This is a genomic window from Arundinibacter roseus (genome assembly GCF_004348825.1).
Taxonomy (GTDB): Bacteria; Bacteroidota; Bacteroidia; order Cytophagales; family Spirosomataceae; genus Arundinibacter; species Arundinibacter roseus.
Genome location: NZ_SMJU01000026.1, coordinates 1 through 21,488, shown reverse-complemented (window position 1 = coordinate 21,488; position 21,488 = coordinate 1). Strand labels below are relative to the sequence as shown.

Sequence of the window (21,488 nt, the reverse complement as noted above, 5' to 3'; positions counted from 1 at the left end):
AAAAGTAACCCATTTATTAACTTTGGGGAGTCAAATAAGTGTGGGGCAAACTTCCCAGGCAAACAATTTAATACACTTATAATGAGATAATTATAAATTATTTTTTTGTTTTCTTATTGGCATTGCCTCGCTTTTTTAAAAATCCTTTCACATCTGACCCTGCAAATTGTAAGATTTAGTAAAAGGTAGGCTGGCTTTTCATCTGGACCATTTCCCGTGTAGCATCCGCGCTGTGGACATTCCTTGCATACATATCTTTGACTTGCACCGCAATTTTCTGGTAACGTTCGCTTAAACCTTGTGACCTGCCTCCGGATCTGCCCCTTGCCCTGGCTGACTCCAACCCGGCCTTTGTCTGCTCCCGGATCACATTGCACTCATTTTCGTCCAAAACGCACATGAACTGGAAAAATAAATTCCCGGTCGCGGTTCCGGTATCGATGGCTTCAGAAAGTGAATTTTGAATAATTACATGGCAAGTTAAATATGTAAATTGGGCTAAGTTTCCAGCATTTTGATTATGTAGGAAAACGGTCGTTTTAATACACGCTTGATTAGACGCCCGCTGTACCAATGCCACTTCGTTCCATTTTCTAAAAGATACTCTTTGGTAAATTATTGTCGTATCCCAACTCGGATATTGCTTTTCGACTTAATCGAGGACTATAAACTCATTTCCTTTCCAGCTTTGGTAGAAATTCAAATCAATACTAAGCAAGCGGTCGGTTTGGAATGAGAAGGAAAGGAATGTCAGAGTCACATTCTCGTGAGTGAATCTGATACCCATGAGCCTACCGGCGAATGGATTCCCGCAGGGCAAGCGGCTTTCGTCCCGGAAAAATACAACACCGTTGAGTTTTGATCGGGCGAAAATATAGCTTGCTGAAACAGGAAAGAAAAAGAAAGGCTTTGTTAAATGCAAATTAGGCTTTAAAGGAAGGTAGTATCAAAGCTAGCAAACCTGATTTTCTAGTGAAATGACTATTTCTGTTGCTCTTGTGTTAGTCTGTGTTACCTACATGTTACAAGCGTGTTAGGTTTGTGTTGATAAAGTATCCCATAACCTTCTGCCGTGTAAAGATTCAGGTCCAATAAGTCATACCTTTCTGAACCCTGCCAGCAAGCACGGTCCACTATCACCATACCAGCCCAAAACAGGGTTCAAAAAGTAGGTTCAGTTCAAAAAGATGCACTATCTTTATGAACCTAACTTTATGACCGCTTCTGTGGACCTACCCTATGAATCAAATCTTCGGATACGCTCGTGTATCAACGGCTGACCAAAATACAGACACGCAAATTGATGCTTTACAGAAATTCGGTTGCGACCGCATTTTTCAAGAGAAAATTTCCGGACTTTCCGTTCAGCGCCCAGCCCTAGACGAAATGCTATTGCTCCTGCGGGAAGGCGATACCGTCATAGTTTCCCGCTTCAACCGATTAGGCCGGAGCCGGGATCACCTGATTAGCCTGATCGGCGAGTTCTCTAAACGCGGCATCATCTTCAAAGCCCTGGATCTGGGAATTGATTCTTCTACACCTTCGGGTAAGCTGGTCATTGGAATCTTTGCTGCCCTGGCCGAATATGACAGGGAGATGATTCTGGAAAAGACCCGCGCTGGCCAAATATTGGCCAAAGCCAATGGTAAGCACATTGGCAGACCTAACGGAGTGAATGAGGAAAATCTTAAGAAGGTGAAGAGAGCTCTTGACAAGGGATTGTCAATTTCTGAGATTGTGCAGCTGACGGGAATTAGTATTTCCAGCGTGAAACGGTATAGAAAGGCATTGATTTGATTACCTTCCCCCTGTATTCACCACATCCACGAGTCGTTCGGCCAACCTTCGATCATTGGTAATTATCTCAGCTGTGCCCTTCATTCCATTTCGGTACAAAAGCTCCCGATCGTACCGAGTACGTAAGCCTTTGGGTAAATGAACATAGCCCCAATAGGTACTATCGGCCCCAGGTGTAAGGGATAGCTGTGCCAGCACCCCTTCCACCATTCCGTACTCACGGTAAGGATAGCCATCGAGCTTTATTAGTACCGACTGACCGGCTCGTAATTTACCAAGGTTGGCTTGTGGAAGTTTGATTAAGCCCTGAAAGCTGCTGCTCTTTGGCTCAATTGTCAGTAATTCCTGCCCGGTATTCAGACTTTGCTGTTCCTGCCAGGGCGAAGAAAAAGAAACTTTTCCGGCCACCGGAGCACGCAAAATATACCGATGCTCCCAGGCTTCCAGACTACTCCTTAACGTTTGTAACGATTGCATGAAACTTCCCTTTTGTTCAATAATGGCATTGTCAAGTTCCAGAAGTTCCTTTTGCTTGGCAGTTTGAGAGGTGCGGTTTTGAATTAAAGCTGAAGCCAGTTGTTTCAGGGGCATCTCACGCCCCAACAGCTTCACTTTTTCCCGCTGATAGTCCAGCGGAGCTATCACTTTATCCCGATACAATTTTTCATGAATTGTAAATTCGCTTTGAGCCAGATCATAATCCCGGCGTTGAAGGTCCAGTTGTTCGGAAAGCGTCTGTTCCATGCCCTGTAAGTCCTCCTGATCTTTCTGCAATAAGGATCGTTTTTGTAAGTAAAAACCTCCACTCAGATACGATTTTAACTGAACAAGTTGCTGATGAAACGACTGGAAATCGGTCTGAATCTCGCCCAGCTGATGGTAGGGAAGAATAGAAAACTGCTGAATAATCCCCCATTCGCTCCGATCGGCTGCCACACGGAGCCTATCCAAAGACTCTCTCAGGTGCAGAACCTGTTCAGGATCAGCCGTACTTTCTGAGTAAGCCAGCGCCTGCCCAGCCTGTACGGTTTGTCCATCGGTAATCAGCAAACGTGCCAGTTTTCCATCAGTCCGAACTACCACCGTTCGTGGGGCATCGGTGGCCGTGAGTGTGCAGGAGGTTGTGATTACATCAGGATAGTGGATGAGCCAGCTTCCCAACGCCAGTAAAAGTACCATTCCCAAAAAAAGGGTCATTCCCCAACGTACCAGCCCCGGCGGTGGACGACTGATGATTTCGTGGACTTCATCACTATGTAGTTCTTTGAATTGAGTCATGGGTAGTAGATTCTTATTTCAGGTGTTTTCACTATCAAAAACCTATTGCTTATTGACTAAACCGCTAACTCCAACTGATTACTCACCAGCTCGAAATACTTTCCGTTTTTGGCAACAAGCTCGGCATGAGTGCCCTGCTCTACTATCTCCCCCTTTTCCATCACAAGAATCTGATGGGCATTCTTGACCGTACTCAGACGATGCGCCACCACCACCACGGTACGACCCTGGAAGAATTCCTGCAGGTTTTGTAAGATCACGGCTTCATTATTCGCATCCAGGGCATTGGTCGCTTCATCAAAAAGTAACAACTGAGGATCTTTATAGACCGAACGGGCAATGAGTATACGTTGCTTTTGACCCTGACTGATGCCATTCCCTTCTGCCCCGATTTTGGTGTGATAGCCCATCGGTAGCGATTCGATGAACTCGTGAATGTTGGCTGTTTGTGCGGCCCGATGAAGTTTATCCTGATCTATCAATTCGTCGTTTACGGCAATATTTCGGGCAATGGTATCTGAAAAAAGAAACCCTTCCTGCATCACCACTCCGCACTGCTGTCGCCAGGCACTGTGCGAAATCCGTTCTAAATGTAAACCAAAGGTTGAAGCAGATTTGTAGTTGGGGGGTAAGCCGGAGATTAAAGGAAGGGAATTGTTTAAAGAACCGGGCACCAAACTGATCCTTCCTTCCTGAGGTGAATAAAACCGTAAGAGCAACTTCAACAGGGTCGTTTTGCCACTCCCGCTCGTACCTACGATTGCCGTCGTCTTGCCGTAAGGGATAGTCATGTTTATGTTTCGCAGCACAGCTTCATTGCCGGCACCAGGGTACGTATAACTCAGATTATCAATTTGGATGTCCTGCGCCTGGTCCCACTCCTGTCGCAGCGGCAGACCAGCCGGCTCTTCGTCAGCCAGACCATGTACCTCGTTGAGGCGTTCCAGGCTGATTTGTGCGTCTTGCCACGATTGCATAAATCCAATCATCTGTTCAATAGGAGCATTGAACTGCCCCAGAATGTACTGTACCGACACCATGCCGCCCAGCGTCAATTCGCCCGCAATGACTGCCTTGGCAGCCAGAAACGTAATGAAAATATTTTTACCCTGATTGATCAGCACGGCACCCGCCTGTTGAAACTGCGACAGCGAAAGACTCTGCACATTCCACCGGAAGAGCCGCGCCTGCGTACGTTCCCATTCCCATCGCTTTCCCGTTTCGGCACCCGATAGCTTGATGTCCTGCATGCCCTGAATCAGTTGTACGATCTGACTTTGATTGCGGCTCGAGACCTCAAACCGCTTCGTATCCAGCTTCCGCCGCTTGCGCAGAAACCCCACTACCCACAGTGTATAAAGCACTGAGGCCCCAACTGCCACCAGGAAAATGGACAGATGGTAGTAAGCCAGCACAAAGCCAAACATCAAAAGATTGAATACCGAAAAGGCCACACTCAGCGTCTGACCCGTCAGAAAACTCTCTATACGTTGGTGATCGCCGATGCGCTGCATGATGTCTCCAAATTGCCTGACATCAAAAAACGACAGGGGCAGCCGCATGAGCTTGGCCAGAAATTCAGACAAAATGGTAAGGTTGAGCCGCACGCTGATGTGTAGCAGTATCCAGCCCTGAAGAAACCCCACTGCCGAACTACTCAGCGTAAGTACAAGCTGGGCCACGAGCACCAGGTACACAAATGATAAATTTTGCGTGCCAATACCCACATCTACCACGGCCTGCGTCAGAAAAGGGAGCAGCAGGCTCAGCCCACTGGCAACCAGCATACCCAACCCGAGCTGTACCACCAACTGCCGGTAGCGGAGCAGGTAACCCATCAGCTGACCCAACCGCAGTCCTTCCACTTTTTCACCTTCTTCTTCATAGAACCGAGTACTGGGTTCCAGCAACAGCGCAAGGCCTTTTTTCTGGCCCTCGTGCTCGCCCGACAGCCACCGCCGCTCAAACTCCTCCGCCGAATAGGTAACCAGCGTGCTCGCCGGGTCGGCGATGTGGAAGAGCGCGCTACCAGTTGTTGACTGCGTGCGGGGAGTATAGATGTCTTCCTGATGGTCTGCGCCCCTGCTCACAGGAAGTTCATCGACCGTAGGTTTTCGACCGCCCCGTATACCTTGTAAAAACCGCCGGCTCACCGAGTCTCCGGTAATTTTATGAAGCACCACAAAATGGTTTTGCCCCCAATGCAAAATGCAGGGCAAGGGGATTTCCTCAACCAGTTTATCTAGTGTAATACGCACCCCTACGGTTTTGAACCCAACCGCCTCGGCAGCCTCGGCAATGCCCAGCATACTCACCCCGTCCTTGCCAATCTGTGCCCGCTCCCGCATCGTCTGCGCAGAGTAATGCCGCCCGTAGTGCTTGGCCACCATGCGCAGACAGGTGGGACCACAGTCCATATTTTCAAGTTGGCGGTAGTGAGGGAAGGGCTTCATATTGCGAAGTAGCTATTGAAGTTCATCTACAGATATCCCATTCATCCAGGGCAACAAATCCTTCATTTTGGATGAAAAAATAAAATCTTTTAGGTAGATACTGTTAAAATGAAGGTGACAGGGGTTAGATTCAGTTACTTTATTGATAAGACGGTTGCCAGAAAAATCAAAGTCCTCCATAATTCTTTCTACTTCTGTTTCAATCTGCTGCTTTCTTACCTGATTGTCCGAATGGGCATTTGCTGCATCAGGAATGAAGCTTAAATCATTCGCAAAAGTTTGAAAGATTGTGCAGTCTGTGTCCAGCTTGATTTCATTCTTTATGTAGAGATAAAGTTTCGTCCAGTGATACTGATTACTCCATTGAAAAGTATTATCAGCCGCCAGGGATTGTCTTACATCAATATCCTTAAGCGCGGCATGTAATTTCAAAATACCACCCGCAGTTCCAATGTATCCTCCCGAGTTAAGGTACCTGAATTTGCTGCTAACATCCTGATATAGGTACGAAAAAGTTGAGTAAGGATAACAGTTGGCTTCGGTTGAAAAGACCACTGGGCTATTCATTTTCTGATATTTCTCCAAAATCTCTTTTTCGTTAGCAACAAAGACCACATCATATCCGTCCGTGAAAAGGACTATTTCCTCAGGATTCAGACGCATCAGGAATCTTTGGATGCTTTGGTCTTTTAACCGATGACTCCTCCAAGGGCCATTGATCACAATGGTTTCTATCTCTAAATTGAAGAAAGCACAAGAGGCTTTAAGCCCTTGCTGATATCCTTTATTTTGAGCATTTGTTATGCAGCTCAGTACTATCATACTATTGTTAATTTTTTTTTACTGCTAGATTAGTCAACAATATCCCAGTTTCACTGCTTTCTACGCGTGGTGCATTGGAATATAGTAATCTTCCAGTTTTGCCGAAAATCATGTATCTTGGAATCTCATTCAATTTCGTGCTTTTCATGAATTCTGCATTCTGGGGGTTAATTACCAGATAGTTCTGTTCATAACGATCCAGTTGCTCAACGATACTAGCCTTTTTCCAATTCTTCACATTGCTATCTATTGACAAGTAAACAAACACTACATCCTTATATTTTAGGGCTTCTCTAAGCTCGGCCGATTTAGGTAATGCTTCCCGACAGGGGGCGCACCAGGAGGCCCAGAAATCTATATAGAGTACTTTCCCCAGATGCTGTTTTTTAAGGTCCTCCAGCGTAAGCTTAGTGCCCTTGGCGTCGGATAAAATAACTGACGCTGTTTCCAGTCGGCTACTATCAAAGTCAATAGCAAACTCCTCTTTCATAGCCATTACCAGGGCACTATCCTGCACCCGCTGCTGATACTTAGTAAAGAAGTCGAGAAACTCCGGTAATGGGAATGCAGAACGAATTCTCTTAATTTCCCGGGTTAATAGATAGTCTCGCCCATCGGTTGAGAACACAGAAGAGGTATCAATGGCCTTATAAAGCTGCCGGTAGTCTCGATTAGTGCCATCATCCAAAGGAAAGAAATCCGATTTGGCTACGAAATGGGTGTTGGCTACACTTTCCAGTAGCTCGTAGTAGTAGGGTTCGGGAAACGACTGCTGCCTTGGTTTATGCGGGCTCAAAACTTCCGTTATTTGCTGATAAGTTATTCGCTCAGTCTCTACATCCATAAGATAGGTATAGTACTTAGCGCGTTCTTTATAATAAGCGTAGGGGGCGTCGGAAATCTCTCCTAACTTCTTTAATGAATCCAGCAGCATGTTTTCCTTTTTAAGGTACTCTACCGCAGGGCCATACTGTTGGTTCTTAATCTTAATTATGTTGGGCAGATCACGCTCTTCCTTCTGTTTTGGGGTCATTTTTTTGGCCCCAGGCAATTTACTTCTGTTTGATAAAACCTCTCTCCCATTAAAGGCCATGGCACCTAAATACGAGGCCATGGGAGAATATTTCCCGGAATCAAATTGAAGTCTTACCAATTCGTCAACCAACAGGTCATGTTTTTGATGTGCTCGATTTATGAGGGATAGGACGGGCTTTTTGCTCACGTATTGAATTATTACGGAATCACCATTTTGTATTAAATAATCATTGTAATCCAGGTGATTGACATAGTGTCTTAGGACAATGAATTTCTGCTTGGGAAGAACTGTTATATCAGCCGGCTTTTTTTCGGGATACAACTGGAATACATCATTATCATTTCCATTGAAAATGTATACCAAGTTAACCTTACCAATCCACAGTCGCTCAGTGAAATGAAATTTGGAGTTTATGTCAGGTCGGTTTTTAAATTGAATGTTGATGGGAGCTAGGACTGTATTTTCACTTTTTTTTGCGCTTTCATCTTCTTGCCTATGCAAACAAGAGTAAAGAAATAGGGGTATAGTTAAGAAAAAAATGGTATATTTTTTCATAAAATATTTTATTAGAATATTGGGTGATTAAGTGGTACTTAATCACCCAATAAATTAAATAAAGTTAGAAACAAAGCGGATTTGACAATATTAACATCCTGAGCACCATGAAGCCTTACCGCAACTTGCACAACAGTAATGAGGTCCATAACCACTCGGGCCATTAGGGCCTGCTATAGCCTCACAATCACTCAAAGATGGACATGGTTCAGGACCACCAGAAGTTTGAACCATACAATTTCCACCGCGCACTCCTTTCATCTCTGACCTAGTCAGAGCAAAATCACCGAAATTTGATAATCTGTTCATAATTTTGTTTTTGTTTAAATGGTTTAGAAAAAATGAATCTATTTGAATTGGCCAATTCCTAGGTTGGTAAAGGAGGCACAGAGCCGGGGTAACTCGTTCGGGAGAAAAAAGCGGGGCAGCTCAACAGCATTCAGAAACGAGGTGGGGGCTTGCATTACACCGGCCAGCTCCATCCACCGCAGGTGCAAACGCAACTGCTGGGTGCTTTCTTCGTTGGTTTCCGTGGGCGGGTAGGCCCGGCTCCATTGCGCAAAGCGGGCTTCTCCCAACGCAAACCAGTCATCGAGTGCCCTAGCTCTTTGCTCGATGGGAATTGTTAGCAGCCGCCCGGCTACCCGTCCTGCAGTATCCTCCGTATGGGGTGAGGCTGCCAGTACAATCTGCACATACAGGTTGGTGTACATTTCCATTACCTTCTCCAAAGCAAGATGGTTACGGCGGCAGGCAGTACAGGTAGGACTAATCACCATGATGAGGGTGTTCTCGGCCGCAGGATTACCCAGGCTAATGGTCTGCATATCCTTAAATAAGGGTGGTAATATCCGGGGGTTAGACAGTAAACCGTTCAGGTAGTGGGGATCGTACTTCAATTTTTGAAACTCCCGCAGTAAGGGCTTATAGCGCGTGGTCTTTTGCAGGGCGGGCTTAATCCATGCCCAGAGCAGGGGTATCACCACAAAGCTGATGAGGAAAACAGATAACCGGTCAATGCTTATGGAAACAATCGGGGTCAACGTGGGCCAGTCGTGGAGCAGGTAACCTACCACAAACTCCGCCCAGAAAAGTCCTTGCACGGTCAGGCAGAGTACACACCACTCACGGGCCACCCGCGCCTGATAGTACACCGACCATATGCTGTAGGGCAAAGCCAGCACCGTCAGCAGGTACAGAATTTGTACATAGGCGGCATCGCCCGTCAGTAGCCCTATCCCCCAAACTAGCAGTCCGCCCGCAAAATAAAACAATCCTACTTCGGCCCAGCTGAGCCAGTCTGTCAGCTTTGCTGCGGAGGAGCTGAGGATATTCTGGCAATTGGTACGGCCGTTGAGCTGACACACTTTCTGCAAAAAGGCATTATTCGTATCTAGGCTGTACCACACCAGCATTGCGCTCACCACGGTACCCATTAGTTTTAGCAGGCCAGGCAGGTAGTACAGTGCGTACCTGGTCATTGGATATTTTACCCAATTAGCCAATAGGGCAAGCACAACAAGCAGTCCACCAAAGATGAATGGAATGCGAAGGAACCTCAAAAAAGCCCTGTGGCGATTTTGAATATATTCCCGTTCTCCGGATTGTTCGGTAGGTTCGATGAGTAGTGTCACGCCGCTCCATTTCTGCGAAAACTGACCGATGCTTTCCTCCTGCCAGCCCCGCTCCGTATGCAGCCATTTGACATTACCGTTTACACTTCGCAATGTTGCAAAAATACCTCCGTCGATGGTAAGGTAGGTCAGGGCAGGTAGCGGAATCTCGTGCAAACGATCAGGGGTAAGACGGGCCGCAAGGTTAGGTATTTGCCAGTTGTTCAGGACATCACTTAGGGAGTTCATGCTGGGGAAATCGGGATGCTGTTCCAGGGCTTCCTTTAATCCCAGTTTGGTGGCACGCACCTTACTGAAATCAAGCAGGGCCTTAGTAGCATCGAGGGCGTTTTTTTCTGCATTGATGGGTCTCATAAAGGAACAAGTTTTTGATTTTAGGCTAATATTTCTTTATTTTCATTGTTAATTAAGGACTCTAGTTCGTGCTTTTGGTCTTCTTCAATATATCGACTCCTCATCAGCCTTCTGATTTCAAGGATATTTTTTCTATATTTCTCCTCTTCTATTAATTCCTTCACCTTCCTTCTCAACTCACTCATCCGCTCGTGGGCGAACAACCCACGCAGTCCTAAGCCATGGTATTCCACTTTAAGGGCGTTGCCGTTTTGGTCGTACTTAGGGTCGAGGGGATAAACAAGCATGGGTACGCCATGGTATATACTTTCCTTGATAGAGCCAAAGCCTCCGTGGGTAATGAAGAGGTCGGCCTCGGCTAGTACCCGTAACTGCGGCACGCGCGAAAAAAAGTGCGCGTGGGCCGGGATAAGGTTGCGGGCACGAAGGGTTTCGATGAGATACTTGTTTACAGAACAGATCAGCCGCGCCTTCGGCCACTCCTGCACTACGTCAAGCAATTGGGTCACGAAGCGAAGTAATGTGGCATCAGCCCTTTCGTGGTAGGTGCCAAAGCTGCAGTATATCCACTTCTCGTCAGGTAGGCGGTTAGTTAGTAGTTTCGGCCATTCCGTAATAAAGGTCGTATCTAGCTCGGTATCGTGCCGATTTTCACATTGGCATAGGCCTAGGTAAAATTGGTTGGGTTTGCGCACTTCGGGCGACAGCTCAAATTCTAATGGGGCCAGCAGCAGTTCGGGCACATGGGCGATCACCTGCGTCACTGTGGCGTTGTCGGTCAACGGATAGTTGGGTAGAGCTTCCCCAAGGGACTGTATTCGTTGCCGGTGGCGTTGAGCAGTATGCTGCAATAGAGCGGCTTTGGGATGCCGCAGCCATTGAGTCAATCTCAATGAGTTGGTTTTTTTCTGAGGAGTGGCGGCTGATATCTCCTTGGCTCTGTTCCAGTAGCCCTCAGATACCCCGGGGTAGCCCGGCACACGATAGGTAGATGGCATGGGGTTGAAGAACAATAACTTAAATTCGTGACGCCGGGGGTTCAACACCCAAAAGTCCGTGCAAACAAACAGATCAATGAAAACCGCCACGGGCCGCAACTCGTCCACGATAGCGTAGAGCTCTTTTTGGCGTACAAAGTACAACGCATCCGTTCGGTATGCCCGCAGCAACTGCCAGTAGGTGGGCGTCTGCTTTTGGTCGGCAAGGTAGCGGCCCTCCATGTGATAACCCGCACGATAGCCGCTGTTGCGCACGATACGGTAGCCATTGGCGATCACGAGCTCGGCTAGGATGTCGCTGGTCACGGCATATACTACCTCAAATCTGTCTGACAGCAGTCCCGCCAAATAAAGCGAAGGCAGCACGTGACTACGGATTGAAGCAGGAAGTAACAGAAGGGTAGGTTTCATAGGGAGCGTGCCTAATGAGTGTAGATCTGGTTTATGTCCCAAAACTCAGCAATAACTCTTTATAATCCTATTAAGTACTTAATAAATTCAATAAGGTACTTAATAAAATTACAATATGTAGTTTTAGGACACTTATAGCTATTGGTGCCGGATCAAAAGAGAAATTTCTATACGGGGGTGTATTGGCAGCCTACTGTTTGTTTGAGTTGTATATTAATTCATTAATAAAAATTATGAATATTTCCTTGGAGATTTTTAGTTACAAATATAATTTTACAAAAACTCACCTAGAATAGATTATCCACATGACACGTTCCGTTCCTGAAGTAATGAAAGCCTTCCGCTACTCTGCCAAACTCTCCCAACAGGAAATGGCCAACCTCTTAAACGTCTCTCAAGCTACTTACCACAATTGGGAAACAGGAAAATATAAGGTCCCCCTGGAAGCCTACCCTTCTATTGCTACTTGTTGCGGAATCAGCTTAACTGATTTACTGCCCCCGGGATTCTGGAAAGCAGAATAATTGCACAAATAATGGTCTTGATTTGTTCCTATGCGCTTTCCCGTATTCTACTGAAATCAGTAGCATATGGTCCTTCATAATAAGCTTTGTTATGTTAAGTAGAAAAATACAGATCAATGGGAAAGTTTGTTCTTAACAGAGTAAGCCAACTCTAAAAATCTGCTGATTCTTGAATGCTTAATCTTTTGCTTCATCTTTGAGCATAATGAGGTTGTCAAGAAAAGCGGCACATTTTTTTGCATAAATTTTGGAAAGATGGATAGTCAAAATAAGAAAAAAGAGCGTCGTTGTTACGAACCTGATTTTATAGCCCAAATTCTAAAAATGCTGGTTTCTGGTAAAAAGGTGAGCAACATTGCAGAGACGTTTGGAATTGCTGAAAATCTGCTGTATCGTTGGAAAACTACATCCATAATGAAGACAAAGGTAAGAGCCTCAAGTCCAATAGCAATTTCAAACTGGCTGTGAGAATACCAAATTAAGGCAGAGGTTGAGCGGTTAAAAACTGACCAGAAAATCCTAAGATAGGCCTTAGGTCTACTGAGTTAATTCGATTATGAGACGTATATGACTTGATGTCCTCTTTTGCTAAGAAGCACAGAATAAACTATTTGTGCTCACTTTTTGAAATAAGCAGAATAGCATATCATCGGTACAAACGAGGTAAAAAAAATATTGCGGATAGTATTTATTATCGTCCTAAACATGAAATACGGATTGAGTTTAGACGAAATCTTAAGCGATACAGTAGCCGAAGGATCAATGCTTCATTGGAACAAAAGGGTACAAAAATTGGCTGCCAGAAAATTTCTGAGATTATGCGGAAAGAGGGTTTAAGGGCTATTCAGCCCAGAATGTTTATTCCATGAACAACTGACAGCAAACATGGGCAACGCGTATGTGACAACCTGTTACTTAATTTCTCTAAAGCTGAACAATCTAATCAAGTCTGGTTGTCCTATTTTACATATATGCCTTTGAAGAATGGCAATTGGGCTTATTTTGTTTCTTGGATGTAGCGCCCCAGTGCCCTGATGTACTCAGGGTTGACAATTGGCTGGCAATTAGCTGACAAGATGCAGGAAAACCTTGTGCTAGAGCCATTTGAAAAGGTATTATTGAAGTGGATGGTCAAGTATGCCTTAAATTTCCTCTTGGATCGAGAAGAGCAATATCTATCAAATAAGATGAAGAAATTAATGGAAACCTTCAATTTGAAAGCTCCGCAACCTGCTCTGCTTTCCGGCCAGGTCATACAGTGTGGTTTTGAGAAAAAACGGTGTCTCGGTTTGAAGACACTTTCACCACGTACAGTGGGTTGCAGCTGACCTAAAATATTATCTCGTATCTGCCTTCCCAAGCATTGTAATAGATTTACAATTGCAGATTCAGGAATAGCAGGCCAGGCTATTGATGGGAGCCTCCGTGTTCAGGATAATATTCTTCGTAAGCATGATCGTATTCCAGAGCCGTTCCCAAAAAACAGACTTGTCTGGAAACCCTCTAACGCATGGAGCAGCTAAGCCCCAAGGCTCTCGAAGTGTTAGGCTATGCGTACGTGGCACCGCTCACACAGGTGTCATTACGGTATGAGCCGCGATGATGAAGTTGAAGCGTTAGCCATGCAAGTTTATATGGAATTTGAAACGTCCGATAGCTGGCTGCCGACTGATGGGAGTGCAAACAACGAGGGCTATGACATCCCGAGCCCGAGCCCGCAGGAGCTTAAATGATATATTGAGAGGGGGACGAAGCGACCTTAAAGGAAGTGTGATGGTGCGCGAAAACGAGGTGAACTGCCTCGTCCAGATGGTGGATGCTGCTTGGCTGTACATCCTCATCTGTTGTAAAATGCTGAATTCTCAACTATAATCATAAGGAAGCCAGCACTGTTTGCCCATGGAGGAGTGTAGAGCTAAGTTATAATTACTATTGATCAATAAATAATATTTGTTTACGTTTACGTAAACATTGCAAAAACGTAAACATGAGCGAAGAACAGATTGTTTATACCGCCCTAGAAAATCTCCTGGAAACTACCCAATTCAAGGGAGAGTGGGATGAAGTGACAAAGAAGGGGCTGGATGGTACTTTGCGGGTCAGGATTGGAGAAAATGTATTGCAATTCAATGTGAAGGTAAAAAAAGAACTCAGAAAGCACATGTTGCCCCAAATTTTTGCATTCAATGAAGCGCATCAGCCCTTTCTGCTCATAGCCGGTCGGTTGTATCCCGGGATCAAGCAGGAGCTGAGGAACCATAACGTCTCCTATCTGGAAGCCAACGGAAATCTCTACCTGAAAACTCCAGAAAAGTGGTTCTGGATTGAGGTGAATAAGCCCATGCCAGTAAAGCCCCAAATCAGAAGCCGGGCATTTACTAAAACGGGCCTGCGGATTCTCTTTGCGTTCCTGCGGGATCAGGCACTGATCAACCTATCTTACCGACAAATTGCCGGCCAAACCAGTACGTCCATTGGTAATATCACGCATATCATCAACGGATTAAAGCAAGAGGGCTATGTGGTCAATGTGTCTAAAAATGAATACCAGTTTCAACGGCTGAATGAACTATTGAGCCAATGGGCGGAGGCATACGAGCAGACCCTGAAACCAACGCTGAGCATGGGACGATTCAGATTTGTGGATAAGGACAGGTTTGATCGTTGGAAAAAACTAAAACTGAACACGCCCAAAACCTTGTGGGGTAGCGAGCCAGCCGGAGAGCTGCTGACGGGCTACCTGAAACCCGCCGAGCTAACGATATATACCGAGGAAAGCCGAAGTGAGCTGATAAAAAACTATCGGCTCATTCCCGATGGGGAAGGGTTGGTGCGAGTGTACCGGAAGTTCTGGCAGCAACAGGAAGCTGATCAGCACACCGTTCCACCACTATTGGTATACGCAGACCTAATCAATAGTCATGACCGGCGGTGTAGCGAAACCGCCCAAAAATTATACGATGAGTATTTACAAACTGCACTATCTTGATTTACGGCAGAACCCCTCGGTGCACGGTCTGCTTTCGGGCCTGGAAAGGGGGTTCTCAAAATTCGGCATAGACTTTTACCTGGTGGGGGCCGTGGCCCGAGATGCCTGGATGAGCATTGGGGAGAAAAAGGCCCGCCGCACGACGGCGGACATTGACTTTGCGGTACTCATCAAACAGTCTGGCACCTATGAGGCACTCAAAGAGTATCTCATCCGGCACGAGGGATTTTTCCCCTACAAAGAAAACCCCTTCGTGCCCGTATGGCAGGATAAAACGCAGGTGGACCTGCTGCCCTTTGGGGCTATTGCGGATGATGACGGTACCGTAAGGGTAATGGGTACGGGTTTCACAGACATCAACATGCCGGGCTTTGGAGAGATTTACGAGGAAGGGCTTCCCGAGTTGATTCTGGAAGGAGTACACCGCTTCAAGTTCTGTACATTGCCGGGTATCGTGCTGTTGAAACTTATTGCCTGGGACGACCGGCCGGAGGCCCGTCGGGACGACATCAAAGACATTAGCGACATTCTGAACCATTTCTTTGATATGTACGACGAGGAAATATGGACCCACCACTCGGATCTGTTTGAAAATGAAACAGATGACCTCAGGCACATTGCCGCACAGGTAATGGGACGCGAAATACGGAAGATTGCCCAACGAAATGATCTGCTGTACGAGCGGGTCCTGAATATTCTGGATGTTAATACAGGGGATCCCCGTACCAGCAGGATAGCCAGGATTATGATTGAATACTTTAACAATACACTCGAAGAAAGCATTTTGATTTTGCACGCATTTAAGCAGGGATTAACTGACTCATAAATAAACTAATCAAACATATCTAAAACCACTACCCTGCACCAATTTGAAATATGTTTTACCACCACTTGCTTATTTTTTATAGGAAAGGCCCTGGGTATTTACAAGGAACAAAACCTTAACCTTCAGCTGGACACCCTAAAAAAAGAAGGTTGCAAGCAGGTATTTACGTCTCCAGCCGCCTGGCGATAAGGTCTCCGCAGTAAAGGCTAGCAAGCCGAATTTTGAGAAATTGATGGAATATGCCCGAACTGGTGACACCATTGTAATTTGGAAGCTGGATGGAACCACCCCCCAGCTGCTTGGAAGAAGCACCATCAAGCTCACCGAGTTGATCGAAGAATTGAAAAATAGGGGAGTAAATCTGACACATTATCTGAGACTAATGAGAGCAGTAAAGGGACCGGTAATCCTTTAAACCAGTTTATATGTGTGCATGCCGAACACGAACGCAATTTAATCCGCGAGCGAACAAGGGCAGGGCTAGAATCAGCTCGATCAAGAAATAGATTGGAAGGAAGACCAGAGGGATTATATGAACGTTATCATAAAATAGCTCCGAAAGTGAAAGAAATTTATGAGAAGAAAAGTCGGAGCAAGGATGCAATCCGCAAGATGTTCAAAATAAAAAATCAACCTACACTTTACAAGATTTTTAAGTACATCGACATTCAGGAGTTTTTGCAACAATCAATTTAGGTCCGTGTCTTTACCAAATTACGCCAGCTCCTACTTGGCTTGCGCGGAGTAGTGCCGTCCGTAATGTTTGGCGACTTGCGCAGGCAGGTTGGGCCACAGTCCATATTTTCAAGTTGACGGTAGTGGGGAAAGGACACCATAATATATATTTAGTTCTAAAATTATCACATAATTAAGAAAACTTAAAAGTGACTTCTCGCAATAATGCTATCAGGTGTTTAAATACTAACTCTATGTTACTGAGAGTCGAAATAATCAATAGGTAGTAACTTATCAATTTTTTCATAACTCCAATATTTCTCAGTATTCAACCTATCGACTGGCTCATAATAACCATTTGAATAAAATCTAACGGGCTGATCGCCATTTATAGATCGCAAATTCAGATTTCAAGTGCAACTCGCCAATAGTTACATATTTTGCAGCAAAAAGAATAGAGCCAATTTTAGCGAAGAATTCCCGTAGTTTTGTGGTGTCTAATCATAAAACAATATGGAATCATACACTCAGTTGACTCTTGAACAAAGATACAAATTCACTTTCAACAAAAAAAGTAACAAATTGAAATTGCAGATTCAAAAAAGAACATAAAAGTACTGCAATTATAGATCTTAAAAGACACTGCTCATTTTCGGGAGAATATACGGATTTTGAAGCTCATAAAACATGCTCAGGCACTTATAAGCGAGATCCCTAAAAGAAGAAGTATAGTCTTAAATATCAGGTCCTAGAACGTCTGAGGGAACGCTATTCTCCGGAGCAAATAAGTGGAGTGTTAACCTTGCAAGTAGACGCGAAACAGATTAGTTACGAGGCTATTTATCTCTATATATTTACCTATCAGTCCCTTAGCAACGAGAATTTTACATTTTTTTTGGATTCGTTCCCGGAAAAGATACAATAAAAGACGAATTGTAGGGAAAAGAGGATCAATTCCAAACCGGGTTGGAATCGAACAGCAGCGGGGCGGCCCGTGCCAACTTAATGAAAACACAAATGACGTAATCAGGCAGTATTTTCCGAAATTCATGCCCAATTAGTATCGTCAAAAAAAGTGACATAAAATGGATTGAAAATCAATTAAACAACAGACCTAGAAAAACTCTGGGGTATTTATCTCCCATTCAATGTGCTCTTAAATACCAAGTTGCACTTCAAACTTGAATCCAAGCTTTTTTAGAAATATATTTAAGCTTATTTTAAAAATTTATCGATAGTTTCAATCAATTTTTCTCCACGAAGACTTGTGGCAAGAATTTTTCCATCAGGGCCAACCAATATATTATATGGTATTGAATTAAAATTAAATTTAGTAATAACATTTTCATTAGTAGATTCCAAATTAATTAAATGAGTCCAATCCCCAATTGCATCTTCTTCAATTGCTTTTAACCATTTGTTTTTATTTATTTGTTTATCTATTGATATGCTTACAATATTAAAGTTTTTATTTTTAAATGTTTTAAAAGCCTTTTTCAAATATGGACTTTCTTTACGGCAAGGTCCACACCAACTAGCCCAAAAATCAATAAGTACATATTGGCCTTCGAAATTTCTGTAACTTATTAATTTATTTTCTTGATTCGGTAAAGTAAAAGGAGCTTCATTAATATTTTTTATTTTATAAATGCTCGTGGTACTTACTTTCTTTTTAAGGTGTGCTTCGTAGAAGTTTTGAAAAAAGTTTGAATCTTTAAGCCGCAAAGCTGCTTTATCATAGGATTCATCAAGTAAGCTGATAAGTGAACTATCTTCTGGGATCAAATCCATAAAGACTTCCATGCTGATAATGCTTTCATATGCTAATACAGGACTATGGGTAGTGTCAACAATTCTTCTGTTCTCTTCTATTAAATCTTTTCTAGTCTGATTCAAATCGTTAACAAGTAAACTTGCTCGTATTGAATCTCCTTTAATGTAGAGTTTATTTATATCATCTAGAATAATTCTAAATTTGTTTGCATAGTTGTTTTGAATTAGATATGATCTAAGATTAACCGAATAAGTAGATGATGATCCTTCCAAAGTAAAATTATTGAATATTGTATCTATTTCTTGACCACCCATTTCAATTTTAATTTTCAGATTTTCATCATGTAAAGCCAAATATATCATTTTTAGTCTTGGAAATTTTATAAATAGTGAATATGGTAGTTCTTCATGATTATACCCTTTCAAAAAAAAGTTACCACTTTCATCAGTAAATGATGAATCTATTCTTTTACCATCAAATCGTAAATAAACATATTGTGATGGTGCTGACAACACTGTTCCCTGAATGGTAAAAGGCTTTTTCTCTTGCCCATAAGTGTTTAGGGTGATTAAGTACAAAGTGCCAAACAAAAATATTTTTTTTGATGCTCGGATAATTCTTGAAGTTAGCATACTTACTAGCATATTCAATAATGTAAATTAACAACTTATTAATATGGAGATATTTACTGATAAAAAATTTATATACTCTTGTATTAAAGGGTATATCTATAAAAAAGTCACCAAATCATTTCTTGTATACTTCAAAAACCATTTTAAAGTAGGCCCTTAAGGATTAATTAATTTATACGGTAGAGGGTCTCGATTTACCATTCTATTGTTAAGATTTTCAAATATTCCCCTTCGGGATCTGCTTCTTTCATTTTATTTCTAGTATATCGATAGGTATATTTATCAATCAGGGCTTTCTCGTAAAAAATAAAGTGATCTAAATGCTTAGCTTTGAGGTTACCTAGACACCCAAATCTATGCAGTTAGTCACTTTATTAGACTAAGATAAGTTTTTTTTCGCTGTTTTGAAACAACACCCCGAGTTGGATGGTCGCGACCCGCGCGGTAGCCGTCATTCGCTACCCGTAATCCTTTTGGGAGTATTGGTGCTCATTTGCAGTGGAGGAGAGGGGAATTTGTGCTGTATTCAACTCCATATGTAAAAGCGATTTTACGCATTTTTCCGTCTGCTGGAACATAAAGTCTGACTGTGTTATCTCTCGGGCTCAGTTACCACGCTTTCTGGCACAAATCAATCAACCTGTTTTTACTCAACTGGTGCTCACTCATAACGACATTACACTTACCGAAACTTTCAGCAAATGGCTGAGTGGCGATGGCAAAGAACTCCGGGGTTTTATCCAGAAAGGTCAGCAGCGAGGCGAAGTTTGCGTTTCAGTTATCACTCAAAGCAGCAAGTCTACGGTGGCTCAGGCCTAACAGCAGGAAAGAAAACGAACTTTCAGCTATGCATAGCCTGTTGATAGATAACGGATTAATGAACAAGAAGATTACCCTTGCCGTCTTACATTTGACCCCCGGGCTTTTAGAAAATATACATTTTCAAAAGGTGAATTCTCCAGAAAAAATCTTACGTTTTTTGTGATAATCCTGATCAAATTTTATCCTACTTATTTGTTAATACTGCGATTGGCTCACAGCTAAGATTTTTGAATGCTCAATATTTTGCTGCTCAAATGTGCCTACTACTTGACAGTCCAAAAAATGTAATCACTCAGCTCACTGAAAATGCCCTTGGATGAATCTATGCACAAAGAGAAAAAATATTACTTCTGATAATTAAGACTTATCGGAAGTAATACCAATTAGTGATTATTCATGTCCTGCTAAACACACGTAAGTTTTTTCTTTACTGAAAGTTTTTCAACTTGCTAGTAAATAAATATTTGGCAAATGCCTGATTACCAAAGGGATGTTCATATTTGATAAAGGCTTTAATAAAGTTTTTAATCAAATAAACTATCTTGAAATTCTTTTTTACAAATAAATGGTCTGAAATAAATGCTTCCACCTTGTGTTTTCCACGTTGCAAGCCAAAGTTTTGCTAATTGCTCGGTAGTAAATTGACTTTTATAGCAATTTTGAGAACTTGCTGCTTTGTTATAATCCTGCTCACCTATCTAAATCCTAACGGGAAGGTAAGATTTATCCATTGTCGAAAACACTAAATCAGATGATAAACTCCCGGACAAAAGTTCAGGATAATATAGATTATAATGCCTTCCCCAAATTTTTGCTTCAAATACTTCACTTACAACGGCTCCTACAAGACTATGATCGGGGTAACCTGTCCAACCCGAAGGTCCGCATGTTATGACAACATCAGGCATTATTGTAGTAAATAACTCCTCAACTTTATTCCTAATTATATGTAAGGATGCGGAAAGCCCTAAAAATCCTTACTGGATGTGTAATTGGTCATGTAAACCCATCCTAATTGGGGGTTATGCTCCTAGAATTTCACTTGCAAATATTATTTCCATCATTCAAACCTCGGCAAGCATACTACCATTTAGAATTTTCGCGTGATCAAAAGTGCCATACCTTCCATCTTTTGCGAAAGCGATATGAATTGTAGCTACTAGCGAAGCATATTTGGCAAGTACAAGTCCTACAGTCCCTTCATCATCAGGAGGTGCAAAATAGCAAGTATTACTATTTTTGTTTTTGGCTGACAGTTTGAAAAAGCTGCCAACAATAAAAAAATTTAATAAATTTATACATTTTTTAAAATTTGTAGGTATTATATATGGTTTTGGTAAATAATATTAAATGAAATTTTTATTATAGTATAAATTTAATTGTTCCAATCCAAATATAAAATTGATTTCTAATCGATGAATTGAATATCCAATATCATAAATATACTATACATTTTGCTTACTTACCATCAATAGTTTCAGGCAAATTTAGACCAATCACTAATATAATTATATGTCCCTTTACTTTCAATAATTGCTTATGAATTTATCGGTAAAGCATATATATTTTTTATTTACCTAACAGGGCTTTCTCATAGAAATTCCAAAGTGATTGTACCCCCCAGATAACACGAGTCTATTTAGGATTTATCATAGCCCAAACTTAGATTTTGTAACTTGCCTAGCTACTTTATTGAAAAATAACCAAATTAGGTATAATGTCAAAGTGCTGATTTATAAGTGTTTTATTTTTATGAGAAAGCCCTGTGCGATAGAGTTATTCGTATCCGGCCTACCAACTACATAATAGTTAATTACTGACCTTTGCTAAAATTTTGCGGAAACAGATCGGCAATGTCTTTATGATTAATCGTAGCGATGTTTTGCAGGGTGTTTTTCAGCCAATTGT

At 42.9% G+C, this 21,488-nt stretch carries 16 protein-coding genes and 2 pseudogenes; 9 read left to right on the top strand and 9 right to left on the bottom strand.

Annotated features, from left to right (window positions below; translation table 11 throughout):
* Positions 1–175 precede the first annotated feature (175 nt).
* Positions 176–580, bottom strand: a complete 405-nt coding sequence (locus tag EZE20_RS24720) for a recombinase family protein (RefSeq protein ID WP_199879947.1) — start codon at positions 578–580, stop codon at positions 176–178.
* A 659-nt stretch (positions 581–1,239) separates the two neighbouring features.
* Between EZE20_RS24720 and EZE20_RS23470 the strand changes: the two genes are divergently transcribed.
* On the top strand, positions 1,240–1,797 hold the full coding sequence (locus EZE20_RS23470; RefSeq protein WP_132122399.1) for a recombinase family protein: 558 nt from the start codon (positions 1,240–1,242) through the stop codon (positions 1,795–1,797).
* On the opposite strand, the gene EZE20_RS23465 is transcribed toward EZE20_RS23470, so the two are convergent.
* The 6 genes from EZE20_RS23465 to EZE20_RS23440 all read right to left on the bottom strand — a co-directional run bounded on the left by EZE20_RS23465 (position 1,798) and on the right by EZE20_RS23440 (position 11,338).
* The gene (locus tag EZE20_RS23465) at positions 1,798–3,075 is read right to left on the bottom strand and encodes an HlyD family secretion protein (protein ID WP_132122397.1); all 1,278 of its coding nucleotides are present in this window, start codon (positions 3,073–3,075) and stop codon (positions 1,798–1,800) included.
* Positions 3,076–3,131: 56 nt separating this feature from the next.
* Complete coding sequence (locus EZE20_RS23460) at positions 3,132–5,528, bottom strand: peptidase domain-containing ABC transporter (protein ID WP_132122396.1); 2,397 nt, start codon at positions 5,526–5,528, stop codon at positions 3,132–3,134.
* A 12-nt stretch (positions 5,529–5,540) separates the two neighbouring features.
* Positions 5,541–6,350: a glycosyltransferase domain-containing protein gene (locus tag EZE20_RS23455; RefSeq protein ID WP_132122394.1), complete on the bottom strand. Its 810-nt coding sequence runs from the start codon at positions 6,348–6,350 to the stop codon at positions 5,541–5,543.
* A 7-nt stretch (positions 6,351–6,357) separates the two neighbouring features.
* Entirely contained in the window at positions 6,358–7,941 is a 1,584-nt protein-coding gene (locus tag EZE20_RS23450; RefSeq protein ID WP_132122384.1) for a TlpA family protein disulfide reductase, read from the bottom strand.
* Between the two features lie 347 nt (positions 7,942–8,288).
* Complete coding sequence (locus EZE20_RS23445) at positions 8,289–9,929, bottom strand: vitamin K epoxide reductase family protein (RefSeq protein WP_132122382.1); 1,641 nt, start codon at positions 9,927–9,929, stop codon at positions 8,289–8,291.
* Between the two features lie 20 nt (positions 9,930–9,949).
* A complete protein-coding gene (locus tag EZE20_RS23440; RefSeq protein WP_132122380.1) occupies positions 9,950–11,338 on the bottom strand; it encodes a glycosyltransferase in 1,389 nt (462 codons plus the stop codon).
* Positions 11,339–11,643: 305 nt separating this feature from the next.
* Between EZE20_RS23440 and EZE20_RS23435 the strand changes: the two genes are divergently transcribed.
* From EZE20_RS23435 to EZE20_RS24710, 6 genes and pseudogenes are all read left to right on the top strand, one after another.
* Entirely contained in the window at positions 11,644–11,862 is a 219-nt protein-coding gene (locus tag EZE20_RS23435) for a helix-turn-helix transcriptional regulator (protein ID WP_132122378.1), read from the top strand.
* A 255-nt stretch (positions 11,863–12,117) separates the two neighbouring features.
* Positions 12,118–12,330, top strand: a complete 213-nt coding sequence (locus EZE20_RS23430) for a transposase (protein WP_132122376.1) — start codon at positions 12,118–12,120, stop codon at positions 12,328–12,330.
* A gap of 107 nt (positions 12,331–12,437) precedes the next feature.
* Entirely contained in the window at positions 12,438–12,731 is a 294-nt protein-coding gene (locus EZE20_RS24715) for an IS3 family transposase (RefSeq protein ID WP_132122374.1), read from the top strand.
* A 1,118-nt stretch (positions 12,732–13,849) separates the two neighbouring features.
* Positions 13,850–14,851 (top strand): type IV toxin-antitoxin system AbiEi family antitoxin, encoded by a 1,002-nt coding sequence (locus EZE20_RS23420; protein WP_132122372.1) that lies wholly within the window; start codon positions 13,850–13,852, stop codon positions 14,849–14,851.
* The gene (locus EZE20_RS23415) at positions 14,823–15,677 is read left to right on the top strand and encodes a nucleotidyl transferase AbiEii/AbiGii toxin family protein (RefSeq protein WP_132122370.1); all 855 of its coding nucleotides are present in this window, start codon (positions 14,823–14,825) and stop codon (positions 15,675–15,677) included. Before EZE20_RS23420 ends, EZE20_RS23415 begins: the two co-directional genes overlap by 29 nt.
* A 196-nt stretch (positions 15,678–15,873) precedes the next feature.
* Positions 15,874–16,092 (top strand): annotated as a pseudogene (locus EZE20_RS24710) (recombinase family protein); the annotation flags it as partial.
* A gap of 277 nt (positions 16,093–16,369) precedes the next feature.
* Here EZE20_RS24710 and EZE20_RS24210 read toward each other — a convergent pair.
* Complete coding sequence (locus EZE20_RS24210; protein WP_165933567.1) at positions 16,370–16,513, bottom strand: hypothetical protein; 144 nt, start codon at positions 16,511–16,513, stop codon at positions 16,370–16,372.
* Positions 16,514–17,356: 843 nt separating this feature from the next.
* On the opposite strand from EZE20_RS24210, the pseudogene EZE20_RS24495 reads away from it, so the two are divergent.
* Positions 17,357–17,537, top strand: a pseudogene (locus tag EZE20_RS24495) (IS30 family transposase); the annotation flags it as partial.
* A 30-nt stretch (positions 17,538–17,567) separates the two neighbouring features.
* Here EZE20_RS24495 and EZE20_RS23405 read toward each other — a convergent pair.
* The gene (locus EZE20_RS23405) at positions 17,568–18,758 is read right to left on the bottom strand and encodes a TlpA family protein disulfide reductase (protein WP_165933566.1); all 1,191 of its coding nucleotides are present in this window, start codon (positions 18,756–18,758) and stop codon (positions 17,568–17,570) included.
* A 657-nt stretch (positions 18,759–19,415) separates the two neighbouring features.
* On the opposite strand from EZE20_RS23405, the gene EZE20_RS24205 reads away from it, so the two are divergent.
* A complete protein-coding gene (locus tag EZE20_RS24205) occupies positions 19,416–19,577 on the top strand; it encodes a hypothetical protein (protein WP_165933565.1) in 162 nt (53 codons plus the stop codon).
* The last annotated feature ends 1,911 nt before the right edge of the window (positions 19,578–21,488 follow it).